The following is a 22748-nucleotide window of genomic DNA, read 5'->3' as shown; positions in this document are numbered from 1 at the left end:
TTATGATAATACAATCTTCTCATATGGTGTTGCAGGGCGCCATTACATCGGCGCTTAAAACGCTTGCGAGTGAAAAACAAGGACTTGAAGCTCTTGAAACAGCTCTTCTTGGAAGTCTTTCTTCCTCTTTTGAAGCTGCTGTTCAAACCATCAGAAATGCTAATGGTCATGTGGTAATTACGGGACTTGGGAAGAGTGGTCATATAGGTACAAAAATTGCAGCAACCTTAGCTTCGACGGGGACGCCTGCTTTTTTTGTTCACGCTGCGGAAGCCAATCACGGTGATCTTGGTATGATTGGCTCTGATGATGTTATTCTTGCTTTGTCATGGTCAGGTGAAACTTTGGAATTAAATGGCATTATTAATCATGCTGCGCGTTTTCGTACGCCCCTTATTGCCATAACCTCGGGTGAAAGCTCTGTATTAGGGCGACAAGCTGATATCGTACTCTTGTTGCCAAAGATAGAAGAAGCTTGTCCCCACGGGCTTGCTCCTACAACTTCAACTGTTATGCAATTGGCGATGGGAGATGCATTAGCTGTTGCTCTTTTAGAAATGCGTGGCTTTACTGCAACGGATTTTAAAATTTATCATCCTGGTGGTTCTCTTGGTGCAAGCCTAAAATATGTGCGTGATATTATGCATAAGGGTAATCGTCTTCCTTTGGTTGTGCAGGGAACAACTATGACTGAAGCGATGAATGTTTTGGTTGAAAAACATTTTGGCTGTGTTGGCGTTGTCAATCAAAAAGGTGAATTAATTGGGATTGTGACCGATGGTGACCTTGCACGCAACATTCACTTTAACTTATCAAAATTTAATGTTGATGAGGTGATGACAAAAAATCCTAAAATTGTGGAACCAAATACACTAGTTGGTGCCGCAACGGCTTTTATTAATGATCACCATATAGGTGCTTTCTTCGTAGTCGAGAATAAAAAACCGGTGGGAATTGTTCATTTTCATGATCTTTTGCGCATTGGTGCTGCGTAAGTTAGAGCGCCCATATCATATCAAATTTCATGTTGAGATAAAATAGGTTCAACAATAAAAAAACAAAATTTTATTGTGCAGCATTTTTATTGATGTTTCTTAGAGAAAGGATGATTGTTTTCCATGGTGTTAGAAAATTCTGCCAGCAGAGGGGGCTAATATCTTTACGTATTTTTGATAAAACCCCTCTCAGGAGGAGAAATCACCACCTCCTGTTTATGCATGCTCACCATATTTCTAATAAAAGCTGTAGCTTTCATTTAAAATTGTCTATTAAGAGAAAATTGTGATCCTGTATGTGACGTGCAGAAAAGTTGTGTTGCCTCACGTGACATTATACAATTTACTCGAGATATTGTCCCACGGAGAATGGAGCGTATTTCCATTTCTATATGTTGGGCACTGACATAATTATATGTACCCTCGGATAGTTTTTCTTCTGTATCTGCTGCGCGTGTTTCAAAAATGCCCTCACGGAAAGAAGAAATGATACCGTTTTCATCAACCCACTTACCATCAATTCCAGCCGGTATATTTTGGCCATAATATTGTGAAAAGCTACAGGCACTTAATACTAAAGCGATGATCGTAAGATATAAAATACGGCACATATATTTCATTTTTTTCACTCTACTTATATTGCTTTGCTCTCTAACTTGCATAACATTGTTAAATTACTCCGTGAGTCAAGATGAAAAATTTGATAAAAATCAATGAAAAGGCAAAAAATAGAAAAAAATGCCTTAATGTTGTATTTAATTAACAGCTTGATGAAATTCGTAGATAAAACACAAGAGGCTAAATATTTCTTATGGTTTACAACAATTTTTACATTAAGCCGTTTAATAGTCTCAAAGGAGATTATTAAAATTATGGTTGGTCCCATTCTTGTTGCGAGTGAAGATTATGGAAGACGTGTAGAGCTTTCTGCTATGCTCCGAGGTTTTGGTCACCGTGTCATTGAAGCAGAAAATGGACTCCGTACGATCGATCTTTTACACAGACGTAAAAATATTGTGCTTGCACTCCTTGATGTCGCTATGAGTGATTTGAGTGTGGGTGATTTGATTAAAATGATTAGGGTTGCTGGTGTTTCTGTTCCTATTGTTGTGATAGCACAACAAGAGAATCAAGGTTTACTCCAGAAAGCTTTAACAGCTGGAGCTATTGATTATTTGGTTCATCCAGTTACATCATTACGGTTAAGAGTCACGTTAGATACTCTTGCTCTTGTTTCTGCATTAGAGCGTGAGGTTCGTTATATTCGGCGAAAAAATGAGAATCATTTGCGCTTTGCTGACCTTTGCATAAAAAGTAGGGCAATGCAGATAGTTCTGGAACAGTCGAGGAATGCAGCTGCTTCTTTACAGAATCTTTTGATAGAAGGTGAAGGTGGAACTGGTCGTGAAACACTAGCACGCATTATTCATCATGAAGGTTTGTTGTCGGAGGGGGCTTTTATTCGCTTTCAATGTTCAGCTATCGTTGACCCAAAGGAAGAAGAACGTCAGTGGTTTAAAGAGTTTTTGCCACTGGTTTCTACTCTTAAAAAGGGGACTCTTTGCCTTTGTGATGTTGATCGACTCGAGCCCATACAGCAAAAGCGTTTTGCTGGTTATCTTCAAGAGAGGGAAAAAGCAGCAAAAAATAGTCCTCCTCTATTTCGTATCATGGCTATTTCAGCATCGCGGCTTTCAGATTTGGTTAAAGAAGATTGTTTTTCGCGCAGTTTGTTTGAACAACTTTCCCAATTATCAATTAGTGTTCCTGCTTTGCGGGAATTGAGAGATGATTTTCCAGAGCTTACGCAGCGTTTAATTGATCGTATTATTACAGAAACAGGGCGATCGCATGTACATGGTTTGGCAGGATCAGCTCTTTCGTTGCTTATGCAGTATGATTGGCCTGGTAATCGTAGTGAACTTGAGAATTTTCTATTTCGTGCAGTTTTACTCAGTGAAGGGCCATTGTTAACTGTACGGGATTTTCCCCAATTAATGGGGAATCTATTGATAAGCGTTCCAAATATCATTGAGAGTGATGTTCAAGAAGATCATGAACAAAAATCGATACAATTTTTAAATGCTGATGGGCATGTTCGCACTTTCGCAGAGATGGAACGTGATATTATTGAGAAAGCGGTTCAACACTATAAGGGACATATGAGTGAGATTGCTCGTCGTCTTCATATCGGTCGTTCTACTCTGTATCGAAAAATAGAGGAATTGAGAGCAAGAAAAAGCTAAGAACGCAAGTAAAATCCACAATAAATTTCCATTTATGAGAAGCATGATTTTCATAAAAAGTGTAGTGGTTTTTAGTAAAAGCAAGGGAGGGGTTTTGGCTTTTAAAAGAAATATTGTCTATTATAGATTTTAGCTATTGAAGATAATTTTGAAGACTTAATAAGTATTGATTTTATTTGATTAAATTATTTTAAATTCCTTTTTTGTTGTAGTCTTTACAACTTTAGGTAATTTTACATTCGTTTAAGATGAGAGATAGCTTTTACACTTTTTAGAATGAGAGCTAAAATTCTGAAATCATTGATATGGGGTTTATATTCTCTTAATCAAAAGATGGCATTCTATCTGTTTTAATGATTAAGATAGGATCATTAATTTTAATGTTTTGGTTCGTATCGGGGGTGATACGGTATCTTAAAAATGGAAAGTTTATCCTCTTTGACTCTGTTACAGATTGTTATTGGTTGTATCATATTTTTTTTTATTGCGTCTATGTTGGCGATTTACACCTATGGACGTTTTGTGAAAAGTGCTAGAGGGGTGTGTTCTTATGCATTAGCTGTTAAGAAAGATGAAACCAAGTTTGATCGTATAGTAAGTCGATTGGCAGAGGAGAAGGATGGATTAGGGGTTGACAAAGATGCCCTTTCACTCATTATCAGCAATTTGGATGCGTTTTGTGTCCGCGCAATAGGTGCAGCACAGGCGGGGCGTAGCCTTGATCTGATGTATTATATTTGGGATGATGATTTAACGGGGCGCTTATTATTAAGTGAAATAGTGGAGGCGGCTGAGCGTGGTGTTCGGGTGCGTCTTCTTTTAGATGATATTAACGCTCAGGCACGTGATCCAGCTTATATTGCACTGGATAAACACCCTCATATTGAAGTAAGAATGTTTAATCCAGGGCTGTCACGTAAGGGGGGATTACGCCGTGGCTTAGAGATTATATTGCGGGCAATTACTGTAACGCGCAGAATGCATAATAAAGCTTTTATTGTGGATGGTCGGGTGGCTTTTGTAGGAGGACGCAATCTTGCAGATTCTTATTTTGATGTTGGTGAGAAATCACATTTTCGAGATTTAGATCTAATGTTAATCGGTCCCTCGGTTAAAAAGGTGGAAACCATTTTTGATGACTTTTGGAATAGTTCTGTCGTTTTGCCGATTCATACTTTAGTTGTTCCTAAAAGTGCGAGTGACCTTTGTTATTGGAAAGATAAATTACGGAAATTTCGTGATTCCAAGGTTGCAAAAGTTTATTTAGATTATGTCAAGGAGCATATTAATTTTGACTGTTTTATTCAGACAGGGAAGAGATTATTTTTAGCAGATAAGGTTATAGTGCTTTCTGATCCTCCGGAAAAAGCATTGCGTAAAAAAGCAGGAAATTGGCTTATGAAGGCACTTTCACAGGTTATTGGAGATGCCAAAAAAACGGTCCAAATTACATCACCTTATTTTGTCCCTGGTAAAATAGGTACGCAGAATTTTAGCAATTTGGTTTCAAAGGGTGTTGATGTAAAAATTCTTACAAATTCTTTAGCAGCCACTGATGTAGCACTGGTGCACGGTGGCTATGTACCATATCGTAAGGCACTTTTGAAAAATGGTGTTAAACTTTATGAGTTAAAACCAGACGGAAACACGCACGGATTACGGCTCTTTCGATCAAGTAGGGCAAGTTTACATACTAAAGCTTTTTTAGTTGATCGTAAAACCGCTTTTATTGGCTCTTTAAATTTTGATCCTAGGTCAGCTGCGTTGAATACAGAAATGGGAATTCTTTTTGAATGTGCACCAATTACAGCGAGGTTAGACTTGCTTTTTTCTGAAGAAACAACGGGTGAAATGAGTTATCATCTCCGTCTTGGTAATAATAACCGTATTTATTGGGATTTTATTGAAAACGAAAAACAGAAAAGCGTTGATTATGAGCCAGAAAGCAACTTTGGACGTCGTGCGTTTGCCAAAATAATAAGTTGGTTACCCATTGAATCACAATTATAGATTTTATAAACTATAATCAGAAAATTGTTTTAATTTTTCTTTCTATTTTTCTTGTAGCATGGCATAATTTCCTGCCAATCCACAACCTATGAGAACCGCAGTTGTATCTTAAAAACACCTTGCGGTGTTTTATTATAAAAGGAATTTGGCTATGGCAAAGATTGTTGAAACAGGGACAGGTGCATTGGCACTGACTTTTGATGATGTGCTTCTACAACCTGGTCATTCTCTTGTTATGCCCAGCCAAGTAGATCTTAAGACGCGTATTGCAGCTGATATTGAGTTGAATTTACCATTACTTTCTGCGGCAATGGATACTGTGACAGAATCGCGTTTAGCAATTGCTATGGCCCAAGCGGGTGGTCTTGGTGTTATCCATCGTAATATGTCTCCTGCAGAGCAGGCTGAAGAAGTGCACCAGGTAAAGAAATTTGAATCTGGTATGGTTGTTAATCCAGTAACAATTGGGCCAGATGCAACACTTGAAGAAGCAAAAGCCTTAATGCGTTCTCATGGTATTTCGGGTATTCCAGTTGTTGAAAATGGTGCTAAAGATAAAACTGCTGGGCGTCTTGTTGGCATTTTAACAAATAGGGATGTGCGTTTTGCATCGGATCCAAAACAAAAAATTTATGAATTAATGACGCATGAAAATTTGATCACAGTGCGTGAAAATGTCCAACTCAGTGAAGCGAAGTATCTTTTACATCATCACCGTATTGAAAAATTATTGGTTGTAGATGAACAAAATCGCTGTGTCGGCTTGATAACAGTTAAGGATATTGAAAAAGCACAGTTAAATCCAAATGCTGCCAAAGATTCCCAAGGACGCTTGCGTGTTGCAGCTGCTAGTAGTGTGGGGAAAGATGGGATTGAGCGGGCTGAACGACTCATTGATGCTGGTGTTGATGTACTAGTGATTGATACAGCACATGGGCATTCTCAACGTGTATTAGAAACCGTTGAGCAAATTAAAAAAATGGCGCCCTTTACAGCTGTTATTGCTGGTAATGTAGCGACTTCTCAAGCAACGCAGGCGTTAATTGATTGTGGTGCAGATGCAGTGAAGGTTGGTATTGGTCCTGGTTCTATTTGCACAACACGAATTGTTGCAGGTGTTGGTGTGCCTCAACTTGCAGCTATTATGAATGCTGCAGAAGTTGCTGAAAAAGCGGGGATTCCTGTCATTGCGGATGGCGGGATTAAAGCTTCAGGTGATTTTGCTAAAGCTTTAGCAGGTGGGGCTTGTGCTGCTATGATCGGTTCTCTTTTAGCAGGTACGGAAGAAAGTCCTGGTGAAGTTTATCTTTATCAAGGACGGTCTTTTAAGGCCTATCGCGGTATGGGATCAGTTGGTGCTATGGCGCGGGGATCGGCAGATCGTTATTTTCAGGATGAAGTGCGTGATGAGCTTAAATTGGTTCCTGAAGGTGTGGAGGGTCAAGTGGCTTATAAAGGTCCTATAGCATCGGTTCTACATCAGCTTGCTGGTGGGTTGCGTGCTTCGATGGGGTATGTTGGGGCGAAAAATCTAGCAGAGTTTCGTAAAAAAGCAACGTTTGTTCGTATCACCAATGCCGGACTCCATGAAAGTCATACACATGATGTTTCTATTACACGAGAGAGTCCAAACTACCGAGGTCCTGTTTGATGTATAAGGTTTTAGCGCCATGTTACATGGCATAAAATCTTTTGGGAGAAGAGAGGAAATCTACCATTTTTTCTCTTTGTGATGTGGTGCAACGATCCTAAAAAGGAAAGAATTGGAGGCTGATGTCCCAATTCTTTCTGTAGGTTATATAAAATTAAGGAAATTAACTTTTTGTAGTTTTCCGTACCGACTTTGACGCGCGTTGGCGAGTGTTAGCCTGATCACCTTGGACGGATTTCTTTCCATTGTTTGAGGGTGTTGTATTGTGACGGCTTTTAGATGAAGTTGTTTTCCCATTATTGTAAGTATTCATTATTTTCTCCTTTTAAATTAGCTGACTTAAAGCCAGTACAGTAAAAACGGTCATGCCAAATAGTGGTTCCAAGCGTTTTTTAAAAAGTTAATGTTTTATCGAGAATAAGATGTATTTGCATGGTCTTAGTAGAGCTGTTTTTTCACCTTTTCAGGAAGAGAGCATTTTCAAGATAGTGAATACTTGATGTTATGTGCTGTTATATAAGGCTACAAAATTCTTATTTTATGCGGTAATTAAAAGTTTGGTGGTTTTGCGTACGTATAACTGGAAGAGGTATCTTAGGGATGACTACTTGTCTTGCAGTGTCAAAAAGGATTCCATCTATTTTAGAAAGTTAAAAGGTGCGCATAAGGAGCACATAAGAAGAAAATTTTGGATGCTATAAAAAAGCGTAATAAGAATCTGCTTCTAATGTAAATTTTACATGGGTTTGAGAAAATTCCGTTGGTGTCAAAAAAGATGAATTTGTTTTTTCTTAAATTGTGTAGAGTCTTGTAAAAATCAAAATAGGAGAAATCAATGCGCTTAGGTGGGCGTTTATATGCGGCAATAGATATTCTAAAAGAGATAGAAACTCGGCATCGCCCAATAGGTGAAGCTTTAAAAGATTGGGGACTTTCTCATCGCTTTGCTGGAGCAAGCGACCGAGCTGCAATTGGTACAATCGTTTATGATGTTTTAAGACGACGTTATTCTTTACAATGGCGTATGGAGAGTGATGACATGAGGGATGTCGTTTTCGGCACCTTATTAGATACTGGAAAAATGACGATTGAACAAGTTGATAGTGAATTAGAAGGAGATAGATTTGCACCGCAGGTATTAGGTTCTAAACAGCGCCAATCGTGGCAAAAACAGCAATTAATTGATGCGCCAGACTATATTCGTGGTGATATTCCTCAATGGTGTCAAGCGCATCTTCTTCCTGTATTTACCGACAATTGGGTCATTGAAGCTGCTGCATTAGCAACACGTCCTTCTTTAGATTTACGCGTGAATAGCTTGAAGGTAACACCAGAAAAGGTATTCAAGGAATTAGCAAAAACCAAAGCTCAACCGTTGTTATGGTTTCGGCAAGCTTTAAGAATTGCGCCGATTGAAAAGTTTGGCCGTCATCCCAATGTTCAGATGGAGCCAGCTTTTCAAAGGGGACACTTTGAAATACAGGATTTGGGATCTCAGATTGTTGCTTATCTTGTAGAAGCAAAGGCAGGTATGCAGGTGTTGGATTATTGTGCTGGAGCTGGTGGAAAAACATTAGCCTTAGCTGCCAGTATGGAGAATCAGGGACAAATTTATGCTTATGATTCAAACAAAGCCCGCTTGGCTCCCATTTTTGATCGTCTTCGACGTGCCGGTGTTCGTAATGTACAGGCACGTGGGAATGTAGAAGAATTAAAGCCGTTGGTCGGTCAGATGGATATTGTGCTGCTAGACGCGCCATGTAGTGGTACAGGAACATGGCGGCGGCGGCCAGATACGAAGTGGCGTTTGACGTTAGAACAGGTAAAACAACGCCAAACAGAACAAAAGGTTATTTTGAATGAGGCTATAGATTATCTTAAACCAAACGGGCGTTTAGTCTATATTACATGCTCTCTTTTTGTGGATGAAAATGAGGAACAAATTTCCCGTTTTCTTCAACAGCATTCTAATTTTTATCCAATAAATATGCGTACACTTTGGCAGCAACATTTTAGTTTTTCGTCTGTGCAACCAATTTTTTCAAATCATGGACTTACGTTATCGCCAGCAGCAACAAAAACAGATGGTTTCTTTTTATCTGTGTTGCAAAAAAAACATTGATACATATTTTTGCATTTTTTATCTTAGATTTTACGAGAAAAATCTTTTTCTGAAGCGAACAGGCTTGTGAAAAGAGAAAGATTAAATCATAAATCTCATTGGTTCTCTTTTATAATTATTGATTGGTTTTCTATGAGCGTATCACATCCAGACACTGTTCTTATTATTGATTTTGGTTCACAAGTCACACAACTGATCGCACGGCGGGTGCGAGAAATGGGTGTCTATTGTGAAATTGTTCCTTTTCAATTAGCTTTAGAAGGCATCAAGCGAATAAAACCTAAAGCTATTATTTTATCAGGTAGCCCTTATTCAGTTGTTGATGGCGGTTCGCCGCGTGCTCCGATGGAAGTTTTTGAAATTGGTATTCCAGTTCTTGGTATCTGTTATGGTGAACAAGCTATGTGTGTTCAGCTTGGTGGAAAGGTTGAAGCTGGACATGAGCGTGAATTTGGGCGTGCTTTTTTGGAGATACAAGAAGAGAATGCACTTTTTGATGGAGTGTGGGAAAAAGGATCTTGTTATCAAGTATGGATGAGTCACGGTGATCGTGTGACGGCGTTACCAGAAGGCTTTCGTGTAATAGGAACATCAAAAGGTGCTCCCTATGCTGCGATTGCTGATGAAAAAAGGCATTTTTATGCTGTACAGTTTCATCCTGAAGTTGTTCATACACCCGATGGTACAAAACTTTTACAAAATTTTGTTCATAAAATTTCTGGTCTTAAAAGCAATTGGTCAATGACTTCGTATCGCAAGAAGGTAATTGCTGATATACGCGAAAAAGTTGGGAAAAGCCGTGTGATCTGTGGCCTTTCAGGTGGCGTTGATTCAACAGTTGTTGCTGTACTTCTTCATGAAGCAATAGGAGAGCAACTAACATGTATTTTTGTGGATCATGGGTTAATGCGTAAGAATGAGGCTGAAGAAATTCTTACATTATTTCGAGATCATTATAACATAGAGCTTATTCACGCTAATGCCACCAACATGTTTCTTAACGCTCTAGAAGGTGAAATAGATCCAGAGAAAAAACGTAAAACAATTGGCCGTCTTTTTATAGAAGTTTTTGAAGAAGAAACTAAAAAAATAGGAGGTGCAGAATTTTTAGCGCAGGGAACGCTTTATTCAGATGTTATTGAGAGTGTATCGGCTATTGGTGAATCGGTAACAATTAAAAGCCATCATAATGTAGGGGGGTTACCGGAACGAATGAACATGAAACTTGTAGAACCATTGCGTGAACTGTTTAAGGATGAGGTTCGCGCGCTAGGGCGAGAGTTAGGATTGTCGGAGCAGTGTATTGGTCGTCATCCTTTTCCAGGACCCGGTCTTGCAATTCGGTGTCCAGGCGCAGTTACACGTGAAAAATTAGAAATTTTACGTGAAGCGGATGCTATCTACCTTGATGAAATTCGTAAAGCTGGCCTTTATGACAAAATTTGGCAGGCTTTTGCTATTCTTCTTCCTGTTCAGACTGTTGGAGTTATGGGTGATGGGCGCACTTACGAATTTGTTTGTGCTCTTCGCGCGGTAACATCTGTAGATGGAATGACTGCTGATTTCTATCCATATGATATGGAGTTTTTAGGCAAAACAGCGGCACGCATTATTAACGAAGTGAGAGGTATTAATCGTGTTGTGTATGATGTAACTTCAAAGCCTCCTAGTACAATTGAGTGGGAATGATTGAAAAAAAATTTTAATCAGAGAGTGTCGCTTAAAATTAATATTCGGGAGAGTGGATAGAAAAAACAATTTTTTTAAAATTGTTTTGCACTTTGTATGATTTTTAAAAAATCATTATCTGATTTATATGAACCGATATTGTTTAAAATTAAGAAGTGTGAAATTTTGCATGTCTGAGAGAAAAATTGTTGCACACCGTGGTGGAGCAAACCTTTATCCCGAAAATACACTTTCGGCATTTCGTCACGTAATTGCATTAGGAGTCGATGAAATTGAATGTGATGTTCATCTTCTGAAAAGTGGTGAAGTGGTTGTATTCCATGATTTTCATCTGGAACAACTGGTTGGGAAAAAAGGATATATTCATGATATTGATAATGAAACACGCAAAAAACTCTGTGTGAAAGGAAGCACTGAAGCGCCTCCTTTATTAGAAGAGGTGCTTGATCTGTTGGTGTCAACTCACGTTGCCCTCCATCTTGAAATTAAAACATGTGGTGAACTTGAGCGTGAGACTATTTTATCCCAAAAAGCACTTGCATTAATAAAAAGTCGAAATTTAGCAGAACGGGTTTCTGCAATCAGTTTTGATCCTACAAGCCTTCGTCCTTTTATTGAAGCAGGAATAGCATCTGGGCCATGTATTGATAGCTTTGAAGGTGATATGTACCGCAGTTTTTCTGAATGGAAACGATTAGGGTACTCTGATCTGAGTTTAGATGGCTCCATTGCTTCACAGGTTTTTATTGAATCTGCGCTTGAAGCTGGTTTTACTGTGGGTGTATGGACAATCAACGGGAGAGCTCGGTTATCACATTGGCTTGATATGCCTGTACATTATATCACGACAGATCAACCCGATTTAGCTTTGCAATTACGTGCACAGAGATAAAAAGCTTATTACTATACAAAAGAAACGATACAGTTGATAAAAATTGAAGTCGATAGGAGAAAATAAGAAGTTTTGCTAACAGTGCTTATAAGGTTAAAGTTTCTATTTTATTTACTTGTTACTTGTGCGTTTTCCTGTGGTTTTATTAAAAGTGTGAAAATTCTGATGAGGAACAGTGAAGCTTAGTTTCTTACCATAGTCGCTTGTAAGGCGTTCTCTTATTTCAACAGTAAAAATGGTATCGTTCCAACGCGTTAAAATATGACACCCTGTCCCAACAGGCTTGATAAGCTCAATTTGTGTGTGAAAGACAGGTCCTTGATCTGGGTATTCTCCCAACAAGATTACTTCTGGTCTGAATGCCAAAAGTTCTGTTTCTTGGCTATAAGACCATGAATGGCCTAAGTATCGTTCTAGGATTTTGCGATCAAGAAAGTTCATAGGAGGAGAACCAATAAAATCAGCAACAAATGTTGTTGCTGGAGTGTCGTAAATTTCCATTGGCGTTCCAATTTGCTCGATAGCTCCTTTGTTCATGACAACTATTCTATCGGCCAGTGTCATTGCTTCTAATTGATCATGGGTAACATAGAGGCTTGTTGTTTCCAATGAGCGCTGGAGTGTTTTAATCTCAATACACATTTGCGCACGCAATTTCGCATCAAGGTTTGAAAGTGGTTCATCAAAGAGAAAAACACGTGGTTGGCGCACAATCACACGCCCCATTGCAACACGCTGTCGTTGTCCTCCGGATAATTGTCGTGGTTTGCGATCAAGAAATGGCTCTATTTGCAAAAGTTTTGCAGCATGTGTGATACGTCTATTTATTTCATCTTTAGGTGTTTTGCGATTTTTAAGCCCATATTCTAAGTTTCCACGAACAGTCATATGGGGATAAAGTGCGTAATTTTGAAAAACCATAGCAATATCGCGATCAGCTGGTTCACGTTCATTGATGCATTCATTATCAATATAGAGTTCACCCGAGGTGACCTGTTCAAGTCCTGCAATGATCCGTAAGAGTGTTGATTTACCACATCCTGAAGGACCAACAAGGACAAGAAGTTCCTTATCGGCAACTGTCAAATTTAAATCATCAATGACGATAATGTTGTTGTCATACTGTTTTTTTATATTTGATAACTGGATTATGGCCACAGTTATTTCTCCGTTTCAATAAGGCCTTTGATAAAAAGCCGCTGCATGAAGATGACGACAAGAACAGGCGGGACCATGGCAACGACCGATACTGCCATGAGTATATTCCATTGAGGATCATGCTGAAGTGATTCTACGATAAGCTGTTTCAAAATAATAAGAATAGTTTGATGATTTTGATCAGTTGTCACTATAAGAGGCCAGAGATATTGTATCCATCCATAAATGAACATAATGATAAATAAAGCAGCGATATTGCTTTTGCTAAGAGGAAGAAGAATATCTTTAAAGAATTTAAATGGCCCTGCACCATCAACACGCGCAGCTTCCAAGAGTTCATCAGGAACAGTCAAAAAAAATTGACGAAATAAAAATGTAGCTGTTGCAGATGCAATGAGCGGGATGATCATTCCACTATAGGTGTTTATCATGCCTAACTGTGCAACTACAGTATATGTTGGAATGATGCGGACTTCGACAGGGAGCATCAATGTAACAAAGATGAGAGCAAAAGCAGTTTTGCGAAAGGGGAAGCGCATATAGACAATTGCATAAGCAGAAAGGAGTGAAATAATAATTTTTCCAATACTAATACCAAGAGCCATAATGAGCGAATTCATTAAAAGTGGCCAGAGATTGGGCAAACCAAGCTTTTGAAGGCCATCACCAAAGATTATTTTATAGTTTTCTAGAGCATGCTTCCCCGGTAAAAGGGGAAGTGTTCCAGAGCTAAACGCCGCTGAGCTATGGGTTGATGCGATGATAGCGACATAAACAGGAAAACAAATAATGATAATGCCAACAATGAGGGTGAGATGGGTTAAAAATTTCAAAACAGGGCGATTTTCAACCATAATTCGCTTCCTAATATTGTACGCGACGTTCAATCCAGCGGAACTGGATAAACGTTAAGACAATAACCATCAACATTAATATTGTTGATTGTGCTGCTGATCCACCGATTATTTGGTTTTTAAAGCCATCATCATACACTTTGTAGACGAGAGTGCTTGTTGCACGTGCAGGACCTCCAGAGGTCATGTTATCAATAATACCAAATGTATCAAACATGACATAATTGATGTTAATGACAAGAAGAAAAAAGGTCGTTGGTGAAATCTGCGGGAATACTACAGTCCAAAACCGTTTAAAAGGACCAGCACCATCGATTGCTGCGGCCTCTATTTGGGAACGTGGAATAGACTGAAGACCTGCAAGAAAAAAGAGAAAATTATAGGAGATTTGTTTCCAGCTGGCCGCAATTACAATAAGGCTCATTGCTTGAGTGCCATTAATACGATAATTCCATATGACACCTATTTTTTCTAAAAGAAAAGGGATAATTCCAATAGTTGGGTGAAAAATAAACAACCATAATATACCTGCCAATACTGGAGCAACAGCATAAGGCCAGAGCAAGAGCATTGTATAAGCTTTTTTTGCACGGATGACTCTATCAACGCAGGTAGCCAAAAGAAGCGATATCGTCATTGAAGCAAGAGTAACGGAGACAGAAAATACTGCAGTTGTGAGAAGTGATTTCAGATAAGAAGGATCAGTAAGAATTGTCACATAATTTTCAAAGCCAACAAAGGTTGTTGTAAAACCAAAAGCATCTTCACGCTCGAAAGATGATTTTATCGCGTGGGCAGCAGGCCAAAGGAAAAATAAAAAAGTCACAATAAGCTGAGGAAAAAGCAACCAGTAAGAGAGTAGACTGTTTTTGAAATATGCTTGTTTTTCTTGCATTCGTAGGACTTTTTAAATATAGAGAGTTTAGAAAGATGAATAAAAAGAATTGAAGAAACTCAACTATTTGGTGAAGGTTTTGATCTTTAATGATAGTTATGAAACCTTAATGATTAGCTTTTTCAAATTCACGTAAGAGTTTATTGCCGCGTTCAACTGTTGTATCTAATCCGTTTTTTGGTGTTTTTGAGCCACTAAGAACAGCTTCTAATTCCTGATCAAGAATAGAGCGAATTTGCGGTAAATTACCAAATCGTATACCCTTTGAATTAACAGTCGGCGGGTTAAGAGTAATTTGTTTAATGGCAATATCTGCGCCGGCATTTTTCTCGTAGTAATGTTGTTTTTTACTCAGTTCGTAAGCAGTCTTTGTGGTTGGTAGATAACCTGTTGTCTGATGCCACCTAGCTTGAATATCCGCTTTCGAGAGAAATTTAAGAAAAGCTGCGGCACCTGCATATTCTTTAGGCGTATGACCTCTCAAAGCCCAAATAGAAGCTCCACCAATAATTGAGTTCTGTGGTGCTGCATTGACATCGTCATAATAGGGCAGCATACCAAACCCAACTTTAAATTGCGCTTCGGAAACAATACCTGCACGCGACCCTGAAGATTGCATAAAAATTGCGCAATTTTGTGACATAAACATCGGTGTTGCATCTAATGCACCAGAAGGACCGCCATAGCGGAAAATACCTTGATCAGACCATTTTTTAAGATCAGTCCACATACGTACTTGCACAGGTCCATTAAACGTGAGCTCTGAATCAAGTCCACCAAAACCATTTTCTTTTGTTCCAAAAGGAACATTATGTAATGCTGAAAAGTTTTCTACGCCAATCCATTGGGCTGCATAAGCCATTGTAAAACCACATCTCGCAGATTTAGTTTCAAGAATTTTTTTGGAGAATTTTTCAACGTCTTGCCATGTTTTAGGTGGCTGTTCTGGATCAAGTCCTGCTTTTTTGAAGATATCTTTATTATAATAAAGGATCGGTGTTGAAGCGTTGAATGGCATAGAAAGCATTCGTCCCTGAACGTCAGAGTAATAACCACTGATAGCAGGCAAATAATCAGCAAAATCAAGTTCTTGCTTTGTATCAGCCATAAGTTGATAAATGGGATAAACAGCACCCTTTGCCGCCATCATGGTTCCAGTGCCAATCTCATAGATTTGGGCGAGCACCGGTTGTTTATTTCCGCGAAATGCTGAAATGAGTGAAACCATACCTTCTTCATATTCACCACGAAATGAAGGAACAACTTTATAATCAGACTGACTGGCATTAAAATCGTTGATGAGTTGTTCAGTTTGTTTTCCCAGCTCACCGCTCATAGAATGCCAAAAGCTAATTTTTGTTTGTGCAAACCCCGTTGTTGTCACGCTGATAGCAACGATAAATGACGTTATAAAAAGATAAAAACGAATCATGGCCTCCCCCTTTTGAAGTGATGAAATACAGGTTTCCTCTAAATTTACGGTATTACACATGAACATACCATGACAGTTTTATTTTAGAAATATGTTTGTCCATTTAAACAGGAACCACCAAAAGGTCAAACAAATTTGTTTAGACTTATCTATTTTTCCTTTTTGAGAGTTATCGTATGTTAACGGGATTACCCTGTAAACAGTTGATAAAAAAACTGAAATGGTTCAAATGAGTAAAGCAGAAGGGAAGATCAAGGACGCAAACAGTAAATGCCATTTAGCTATGGCTATTGCCGTACTCAAATTTATTTTTTTCAAGAGAGTTTTTAGTTTTTGTGTTATTTGTCTTAATAATTGGGGATGATAGTTTTGAGGCAATTGTGCATTCCAATTGTAATAACGCTTGTTATAATAATGCCTAATAAAGCGGATTTTTTTAATTTATTCAGAAGCTATTTCTCTCTTAAACTTTTAAGTGTACTTGCAAATCATGTTTTGGTTTGCATTTTAGGAGCTGCCTAACAAGCTTTGTTTTTTAAGTTAATGAGATGTTTTAGCGCGCTTAATAGTATCCTTGATCTATGACCAAAGCGATCTGTTTTAGCGTTGTAAGATATTTTCAAGAGCGCATGTGCATTTAAAAAATTTGAAAAACAAGAAAATAAGTTTAAGAATACATGGTGTTTTTGGATGTAAAAGATTTAATTGGTAATGATAGAGGATGATATTTTTAAAAAATAACAGAAAAATGCTTTGTAGATTGATTATAGATTTTGTTGATTTGTCTTAGTGTTTTGTCGTCGCATCGATAATAGTATTAACATTATGTTCCATCATATCGAGATAAGTTGCAGCAGGTCCGTTTTCGTCCGACAATGCATCGGAATACAGTGTTCCACCGATTTTTAAACCTGTTTCTTTTGAGATCTGTTTTATGAGACGAGGATTAGAGATGTTTTCAACAAACAGTGCGGCTGCTTTATGAGTTTTAATTTGTTTAATAAGTTTGGCGACATCTGCTGCAGTCGCTTCAGCTTCTGTTGAAGCACTTTGAGGTGCAAGTATGGTAAAACCGTATTCTTGGGCAAAATAACTAAAGGCGTCGTGAGATGTGATAATAACACGTTTATCTTTTGGGATGGTTGCAATCTTTGATTTAAGTTTTTCTTGCGCTGCTTTAAGCTTTTGGCTATAAGCTTCGGAATTTCTTCTGTAGCTTGCACAGGATTGTTGATCGATTTTACAGAAGGCAGTGGCGATATTTTTGATATAAATTTCGACATTAGGGATAGTTTGCCAAGCATGTGGATCAATACTACTGTGGTGCTGATGTTGGGCACTATGTTCTTTATTTTTAATTTCGAGGAGGGGAATGTTGGCACTAACTTCAACAAGAAGTGCTTTTGTTCCGCTTGCTGTGATGAGGCGGTCAATGAAGCCTTCTAAATGAAGCCCGTTGATGAAAATAATATGTGCCTTTCTCAGAGCTTGGGTATCATTGGGAGTAGGTTCATAAGTGTGGGTATTTGCATTGGGACCGACCAAAGTAGTAGTATAAATATTGTCACCTCCTACATTTTTTACTAAATCTGCAAGAATAGAAAAGCTCGCAACAACTCTAATCTTATTATGTGCGGCAGCAGAAAATGGAAAAAGGGCAAGCAAGTAGAGAGAGCCAAGCATAACAAATTGTTGAATGAGTTTAAGCACAATTATTTCCTTAAGGTGGGGAGGAACGTATAAAAAAGTTGGGGAAACCATGCCACAATAAAGCCGCGTGGACTTATGAAGCAGGAAAAAAGATAAATAAATCCTGCGGTAATGATGATAGCAGGGCCAGAGGGAAGTGAAAGGTGGAAAGAAAGCAGTAGGCCACATATGCTAGAAATGATTCCCAAAAGTGTGGAAAGTACGCAGATAGGACCCAGACGTGAAAGCCAAAGACGAGCTGTAATAGCTGGAATCATCATAATGCCGACGGAAAGTAATGTTCCTAGTGATTGGAAGCCACCAACCAAATTTAATACGACAAGTCCGAGCAGTGATATATGAACATATTTACTCAATGGAGAGAGCGATTTAAAAAAGAGGGGGTCAAAGCTTTCTACTACAAGTGCGCGCCAGAAAATGCAGAGACTGCACACTGTGATGAGCATTATAGTAGTAACCAGTAAAAGGGCTTGTGTATCCAGTGCAAGTACCGAGCCAAATAAGAGATGAAGCAAATCAATCGTTGAATTTTTAAGTGAAACAATAATGACACCTGCTGCGAGTGCAATAAGATAAAAGACTGTCATTGATGCGTCTTCTTTCTGAAAGCTATTTCGCGAAATCAAGGCGGTTGCTAACGCAACAATAACACCAGCTAAAATGCCGCCAAGTGTCATAGATATGAGAGAAAAGCCACAAAACAGGAAAGCGGCGGCAACACCAGGAAGAATGGCGTGAGATATAGCATCTCCTGTTAAACTCATCCCGCGTAGCATCAAAAATACACCAATAGGACAAGCACTGATGGACAGGAGAATTGAACCGATAAGGGCGCTTTGCATAAAATGGAACTCAACGAAGGGGGCAAGAAAAAATGCGTACACGTATTATAGCCTAATAGAGCGAGAATCATTGAAGGGAAGATGTCGTTTTAGTGCGCTAATATGAAAAGAGTTGGATGTGAGAGGTGATATAAAGTGATGAATGTTGTCATGGAAAAATTGTGTTGTTTCTCCATAAAAGGCGTTTTGTTTATTAATTTGAATCATATGGGGAAAATATTCTTGCACAATGAGCGGATCATGGAGTGCTGTAAGAACTGTCCGTCCTTGTTGTTGCCAATGGGTTATCAACGCAAGAAGATCTTTTTGGGTATTACAATCTATACCATTAAAAGGTTCATCGAGCAAAATAATATCAGCATCTTGTACAATAATACGCGCAAAAAGGGCGCGTTGTAATTGGCCACTTGATAGTGTGTCAAGTGAACGAGTGGCGAGTGTCGTGAGCCCAACCATTTCAAGTGCATGCTGAATTTTAGAGTAATAAGGGCGCTGGTTTTTCCATAATCCACAAAAAGACCATAGTCCCGTTTTTATAAGCGCTTCCACATCAATTGGAAATGTTTGATCTATATCGCATTGCTGAGCGAGATAAGCAATCCGGCTTTTCTTCGGTTTTGTAATTTTACCTCTGATAGGTTTAATCAAACCGGCGATAGCTTTTAGCAGTGTAGATTTTCCAGCACCATTATCACCCGTTATTGCAACCAACGAACCAGCTTTTAATTTTGCTGAAAAACTCTTTATAGCTATTCTATTTACATAGCCTAATGTTGCATTATCGAAATGCAGACCCATAATTTATACCACCTTTGCTTATTTAGCTCGGGAATCTATGTAATAATATAACGTTTGTCAACAAAATGTTATATTATTACATATGTTTTAGAAGTTGAGAATCTCAGTGGGAAGATCGTGGAAAATTCAAAATAATGGTTGAATTCTCCTTGACGAAAGAGAGAGGGTGTATACTATATATAGTATCAAAATGATTGGTGATTCTAAATAAGCACAAGTGAGGGTATAGTGTGTTTCGTTTGGTGTCTAAATTATTTCCATAATATGATCGCGAAGAGTTTATTGACCAAGAGTAGAGTGGTGTTTCTGTTCGAATGTTTCTCTTGGGGGAATTTCCTTTCGTTTTTGTGAGTTGATTTTATCATGAAAGAGTAAGACTAAGCATTGGGGAAGCAGCTGCTGGGGACATTAGTTTTTAGACAGCAGGAGGGAATTGTAATGCAAGCAAAAGATTGTTTTATAACTGGGATGCTTTGCCATTTAAGTTATAGAATGATCATTTATTCTCATCATAATTTTGAAATTATTTGATGGGGATTTCAGTTATGTTCAGAAAGCTATGTGTTGTTTGAACAAGAGTATGACCGTATGTGTTTGTGTACAATCGCTGTTTTTTGTTATTCTTGAGTATCTATTAAAATTATCAGAATTAATACCCTTTGAGGGGTGTCTTTTTAAAATTATGAAAGTTGAAAAAAATGTCGATCACTATTTATAGCAAGCCATCTTGCGTTCAATGCGACGCTACGCGTCGCGCCTTTGATGCTAAGGGCATTAATTATCGTGTTGTAGACATTTCCCGCGATGAACAAGCGTATATTTTTGTTCAATCTCTGGGCTATCGTCAGGTTCCTGTCGTCGTTTGTGGTGAAAATCATTGGTCTGGTTTTAGACCGGATATGATTAGTGGTATTTGTGTTTAATGGGGCTTATTGTTTATTATTCGAGCGCAACGGGTAATACTGAACATTTTGTCTCTCAACTTGATCAACGAATCCTCAAGATTGATAAAAAAAAGCCGTCTGTGTTAATTGATGAACCTTATATATTAGCTGTTCCTACATATGCAGATGGTGAAGGGAGAGGGGCTGTGCCGAAAGCGGTTATTCGTTTCCTCAATGAGAGAGAGAACCGCAAGTTTATTCGTGGTGTCATTGGTGGTGGGAATCGCAATTTTGGTTGCTATTATAATTTAGCGAGTAAAATTATTGCTGAAAAATGTTTTGTGCCTTGTCTGTATCGTTTTGAGTTACGTGGAACTGATGAAGATGTTATTTGTGTGAAGAAGGGATTGGAAAGATTTTGGAAACAATCGGTATAGAACAATCACAGAAATCAGGTCAGATCATGGATTATCATGCGTTAAATGCAATGCTTAATCTTTATGACGAAGATGGTCATATCCAATTTGATATGGATCGGCTTGCAGCACGGCAATATTTTCTTCAGCATGTTAATCAAAACACGGTTTTTTTTCATAATCTTAAGGAAAAAATAGATTACTTGATAGAAGAAGGTTATTATGAAAAAGCTTTGTTTGAGCTTTATGATTTTTCTTTTATCAAAAGACTTTTTAAACGCGCTTACGCATTTAAGTTTCGCTTTCCTACTTTTTTAGGCGCATTTAAGTACTATACGAGCTATACACTGAAGACTTTTGATGGAAAGCGCTATCTTGAGCGTTATGAAGACCGTGTTTGTCTTGTCGCTTTATATTTAGCACAAGGGAATAAGGCACTTGCTGAAATTTTTGTGGATGAAATTATTACAGGCCGGTTTCAACCCGCAACACCGACATTTTTGAATGCGGGAAAAAAGCAACGTGGTGAATTAGTATCGTGTTTTTTGTTACGTGTTGAAGACAATATGGAATCGATAGGTCGTTCAGTCAATTCAGCTTTACAGCTTTCGAAACGCGGTGGGGGTGTGGCACTTTGTTTAACCAATTTGCGGGAAGCAGGGGCACCAATTAAGCAAATAGAAAATCAATCTTCAGGTGTATTGCCTGTGATGAAACTTTTGGAAGATTCCTTTTCTTATGCCAATCAACTTGGTGCACGGCAAGGGGCTGGTGCTGTTTATTTACATGCACATCATTTAGATATTATGAAGTTTTTGGATACAAAGCGCGAGAATGCTGATGAAAAAGTCAGAATTAAAACGCTTTCGCTTGGTGTGGTAGTTCCTGATATTACTTTTGAGCTTGCACGTAATAATGAGGACATGTATCTGTTTTCACCTTATGATATTGAGCGCGTTACAGGTAAACCTTTTAGCGATATTTCTTTAACGGAGCATTATCGCTCTTTTGTTGATAATGCAAAGATTCGTAAAAAGAAAATAAGTGCGCGCGTTTTTTTCCAGACATTAGCAGAAATTCAATTTGAATCAGGTTATCCCTATATTTTGTTTGAGGATACTGCCAACCGAGCTAACCCGATAGCTGGGCGTATAAGTATGAGCAATTTATGTTCAGAAATATTGCAGGTAAATGAGGCGAGTGAACTGGAAACGGATTTAACTTATCGCACTGTTGGTAGTGATATATCCTGTAATCTTGGTTCAATGAACATTGCAAAAGCGATGGAAAGCAGTGATTTTGGTCAAACGGTGGAAGCTGCTGTTCGTGCTCTTACTGCTGTTTCCGATATGAGTGATATTGCTTGTGTCCCTTCCATTGCGAAAGGTAACGCTGAAAGCCATGCAATTGGTTTGGGACAAATGAATTTGCATGGTTTCTTAGCGCGGGAGCGGATCTATTATGGGTCTCCAGAAGCGATAGATTTCACCAATATTTATTTTTATATTGTGACATACCATGCAATACGTGCTTCCAATTTAATTGCACGCGAACGTCAGGAAATGTTTGCAGGGTTTGAGAAATCAGCTTACGCAGATGGCAGTTTTTTTGCAAAATATATTGAGAAAGAATGGAAGCCACAATTTGCGCTTGTGCAAGAGCTCTTTACACGAAATAATATTATTATACCAGACCAAAAGGATTGGCAGGAACTCAAGAATTTAGTTGTTGAGTACGGGCTTTATAATCGCAATCTGCAGGCCGTTCCCCCTACAGGGTCTATTTCCTATATTAATCATGCGACATCTTCTATTCATCCGATTGCTTCAAAGATTGAGATTCGCAAAGAGGGGAAGATTGGACGTGTTTATTATCCTGCTCCTTACATGGATAATACGAATTTAAATTTCTACCAAGATGCTTATGAGATTGGTCCTGAAAAAATTATTGATACCTATGCTGCTGCCACACAACATGTTGATCAAGGTCTTTCATTAACGTTGTTTTTTCCTGATACTGCTACCACGCGCGATATTAACCGCGCACAAATTTATGCTTGGAAAAAAGGTATAAAGAGTATTTATTATATACGGTTGCGGCAAGTAGCGTTGAGTGGAACAGAGGTAGATGGCTGTGTTTCGTGCAGTCTATAGG

At 38.5% G+C, this 22748-nt stretch carries 19 protein-coding genes; 10 read left to right on the top strand and 9 right to left on the bottom strand.

Annotated elements, in window-relative coordinates; genetic code table 11:
* Positions 1-2: 2 nt before the first annotated feature.
* A complete protein-coding gene (locus tag J7R13_RS05425; protein ID WP_208437801.1) occupies positions 3-995 on the top strand; it encodes a KpsF/GutQ family sugar-phosphate isomerase in 993 nt (330 codons plus the stop codon).
* A gap of 260 nt (positions 996-1255) precedes the next feature.
* On the opposite strand, the gene omp10 is transcribed toward J7R13_RS05425, so the two are convergent.
* A complete protein-coding gene (omp10, locus tag J7R13_RS05420; protein ID WP_208437800.1) occupies positions 1256-1615 on the bottom strand; it encodes an outer membrane lipoprotein Omp10 in 360 nt (119 codons plus the stop codon).
* A gap of 252 nt (positions 1616-1867) precedes the next feature.
* On the opposite strand from omp10, the gene J7R13_RS05415 reads away from it, so the two are divergent.
* The 3 genes from J7R13_RS05415 to guaB all read left to right on the top strand — a co-directional run bounded on the left by J7R13_RS05415 (position 1868) and on the right by guaB (position 6902).
* Positions 1868-3241, top strand: a complete 1374-nt coding sequence (locus tag J7R13_RS05415; RefSeq protein WP_208437799.1) for a sigma-54-dependent transcriptional regulator — start codon at positions 1868-1870, stop codon at positions 3239-3241.
* A gap of 438 nt (positions 3242-3679) precedes the next feature.
* Positions 3680-5251, top strand: coding sequence for a phospholipase D family protein (locus tag J7R13_RS05410; RefSeq protein ID WP_208437825.1), 1572 nt, complete (start codon positions 3680-3682; stop codon positions 5249-5251).
* Positions 5252-5402: 151 nt separating this feature from the next.
* Positions 5403-6902 carry an IMP dehydrogenase gene (gene guaB, locus J7R13_RS05405; RefSeq protein WP_208437798.1) on the top strand — a complete coding sequence of 500 codons (1500 nt, stop codon included), beginning with the start codon at positions 5403-5405 and terminating at the stop codon, positions 6900-6902.
* 163 nt (positions 6903-7065) lie between these two features.
* On the opposite strand, the gene J7R13_RS05400 is transcribed toward guaB, so the two are convergent.
* The gene (locus J7R13_RS05400; protein ID WP_004858550.1) at positions 7066-7215 is read right to left on the bottom strand and encodes a hypothetical protein; all 150 of its coding nucleotides are present in this window, start codon (positions 7213-7215) and stop codon (positions 7066-7068) included.
* Between the two features lie 522 nt (positions 7216-7737).
* Between J7R13_RS05400 and J7R13_RS05395 the strand changes: the two genes are divergently transcribed.
* From J7R13_RS05395 to J7R13_RS05385, 3 genes are all read left to right on the top strand, one after another.
* A complete protein-coding gene (locus J7R13_RS05395; RefSeq protein WP_004858551.1) occupies positions 7738-9024 on the top strand; it encodes an RsmB/NOP family class I SAM-dependent RNA methyltransferase in 1287 nt (428 codons plus the stop codon).
* Positions 9025-9156: 132 nt separating this feature from the next.
* Positions 9157-10713 carry a glutamine-hydrolyzing GMP synthase gene (guaA, locus tag J7R13_RS05390; protein ID WP_004858554.1) on the top strand — a complete coding sequence of 519 codons (1557 nt, stop codon included), beginning with the start codon at positions 9157-9159 and terminating at the stop codon, positions 10711-10713.
* A 169-nt stretch (positions 10714-10882) separates the two neighbouring features.
* Positions 10883-11605, top strand: coding sequence for a glycerophosphodiester phosphodiesterase (locus J7R13_RS05385; RefSeq protein ID WP_004858557.1), 723 nt, complete (start codon positions 10883-10885; stop codon positions 11603-11605).
* Between the two features lie 111 nt (positions 11606-11716).
* On the opposite strand, the gene J7R13_RS05380 is transcribed toward J7R13_RS05385, so the two are convergent.
* The 7 genes from J7R13_RS05380 to J7R13_RS05350 form a co-directional block, all read right to left on the bottom strand.
* A complete protein-coding gene (locus J7R13_RS05380) occupies positions 11717-12763 on the bottom strand; it encodes a sn-glycerol-3-phosphate import ATP-binding protein UgpC (protein WP_004858560.1) in 1047 nt (348 codons plus the stop codon).
* Between the two features lie 2 nt (positions 12764-12765).
* A complete protein-coding gene (gene ugpE / locus J7R13_RS05375) occupies positions 12766-13617 on the bottom strand; it encodes a sn-glycerol-3-phosphate ABC transporter permease UgpE (protein WP_208437797.1) in 852 nt (283 codons plus the stop codon).
* A gap of 10 nt (positions 13618-13627) precedes the next feature.
* Positions 13628-14512, bottom strand: coding sequence for a sn-glycerol-3-phosphate ABC transporter permease UgpA (gene ugpA, locus J7R13_RS05370; protein WP_208437796.1), 885 nt, complete (start codon positions 14510-14512; stop codon positions 13628-13630).
* Positions 14513-14618: 106 nt separating this feature from the next.
* Positions 14619-15944, bottom strand: a complete 1326-nt coding sequence (gene ugpB / locus J7R13_RS05365; RefSeq protein ID WP_208437795.1) for a sn-glycerol-3-phosphate ABC transporter substrate-binding protein UgpB — start codon at positions 15942-15944, stop codon at positions 14619-14621.
* Between the two features lie 786 nt (positions 15945-16730).
* On the bottom strand, positions 16731-17654 hold the full coding sequence (locus J7R13_RS05360; protein WP_208437794.1) for a metal ABC transporter solute-binding protein, Zn/Mn family: 924 nt from the start codon (positions 17652-17654) through the stop codon (positions 16731-16733).
* A 2-nt stretch (positions 17655-17656) separates the two neighbouring features.
* Positions 17657-18538 (bottom strand): metal ABC transporter permease, encoded by an 882-nt coding sequence (locus J7R13_RS05355; protein ID WP_208437793.1) that lies wholly within the window; start codon positions 18536-18538, stop codon positions 17657-17659.
* 3 nt (positions 18539-18541) lie between these two features.
* Positions 18542-19294: an ABC transporter ATP-binding protein gene (locus J7R13_RS05350; protein WP_208437792.1), complete on the bottom strand. Its 753-nt coding sequence runs from the start codon at positions 19292-19294 to the stop codon at positions 18542-18544.
* Between the two features lie 698 nt (positions 19295-19992).
* Between J7R13_RS05350 and nrdH the strand changes: the two genes are divergently transcribed.
* From nrdH to nrdE, 3 genes are read left to right on the top strand one after another with little or no spacing between them, the layout of a single operon-like run.
* The gene (gene nrdH / locus J7R13_RS05345) at positions 19993-20217 is read left to right on the top strand and encodes a glutaredoxin-like protein NrdH (protein WP_208437791.1); all 225 of its coding nucleotides are present in this window, start codon (positions 19993-19995) and stop codon (positions 20215-20217) included.
* The gene (gene nrdI / locus J7R13_RS05340; RefSeq protein ID WP_208437790.1) at positions 20217-20615 is read left to right on the top strand and encodes a class Ib ribonucleoside-diphosphate reductase assembly flavoprotein NrdI; all 399 of its coding nucleotides are present in this window, start codon (positions 20217-20219) and stop codon (positions 20613-20615) included. Before nrdH ends, nrdI begins: the two co-directional genes overlap by 1 nt.
* Entirely contained in the window at positions 20597-22747 is a 2151-nt protein-coding gene (gene nrdE, locus J7R13_RS05335; RefSeq protein WP_208437789.1) for a class 1b ribonucleoside-diphosphate reductase subunit alpha, read from the top strand. Before nrdI ends, nrdE begins: the two co-directional genes overlap by 19 nt.
* Position 22748: the final 1 nt, after the last annotated feature.

Origin of the sequence: Bartonella taylorii 8TBB (genome assembly GCF_902825155.1) — a bacterium.
Classification (GTDB): Bacteria; Pseudomonadota; Alphaproteobacteria; order Rhizobiales; family Rhizobiaceae; genus Bartonella; species Bartonella taylorii_A.
This window is presented reverse-complemented; position numbering and strand designations above follow the sequence as displayed.

Bases quoted from the DNA above. Each gene is read 5' to 3' on its own strand.
- J7R13_RS05350 (WP_208437792.1), bottom strand. From the start codon at position 19,294: ATGGGTCTGCATTTCGATAATGCAACATTAGGCTATGTAAATAGAATA.
- J7R13_RS05415 (WP_208437799.1), top strand. From the start codon at position 1,868: ATGGTTGGTCCCATTCTTGTTGCGAGTGAAGATTATGGAAGACGTGTA.
- guaA (WP_004858554.1), top strand. From the start codon at position 9,157: ATGAGCGTATCACATCCAGACACTGTTCTTATTATTGATTTTGGTTCA.
- ugpE (WP_208437797.1), bottom strand. From the start codon at position 13,617: ATGGTTGAAAATCGCCCTGTTTTGAAATTTTTAACCCATCTCACCCTC.
- nrdI (WP_208437790.1), top strand. From the start codon at position 20,217: ATGGGGCTTATTGTTTATTATTCGAGCGCAACGGGTAATACTGAACAT.
- J7R13_RS05425 (WP_208437801.1), top strand. From the start codon at position 3: ATGATAATACAATCTTCTCATATGGTGTTGCAGGGCGCCATTACATCG.
- J7R13_RS05385 (WP_004858557.1), top strand. From the start codon at position 10,883: ATGTCTGAGAGAAAAATTGTTGCACACCGTGGTGGAGCAAACCTTTAT.
- nrdH (WP_208437791.1), top strand. From the start codon at position 19,993: ATGTCGATCACTATTTATAGCAAGCCATCTTGCGTTCAATGCGACGCT.
- ugpA (WP_208437796.1), bottom strand. From the start codon at position 14,512: ATGCAAGAAAAACAAGCATATTTCAAAAACAGTCTACTCTCTTACTGG.
- ugpB (WP_208437795.1), bottom strand. From the start codon at position 15,944: ATGATTCGTTTTTATCTTTTTATAACGTCATTTATCGTTGCTATCAGC.
- omp10 (WP_208437800.1), bottom strand. From the start codon at position 1,615: ATGAAATATATGTGCCGTATTTTATATCTTACGATCATCGCTTTAGTA.
- J7R13_RS05400 (WP_004858550.1), bottom strand. From the start codon at position 7,215: ATGAATACTTACAATAATGGGAAAACAACTTCATCTAAAAGCCGTCAC.
- J7R13_RS05395 (WP_004858551.1), top strand. From the start codon at position 7,738: ATGCGCTTAGGTGGGCGTTTATATGCGGCAATAGATATTCTAAAAGAG.
- guaB (WP_208437798.1), top strand. From the start codon at position 5,403: ATGGCAAAGATTGTTGAAACAGGGACAGGTGCATTGGCACTGACTTTT.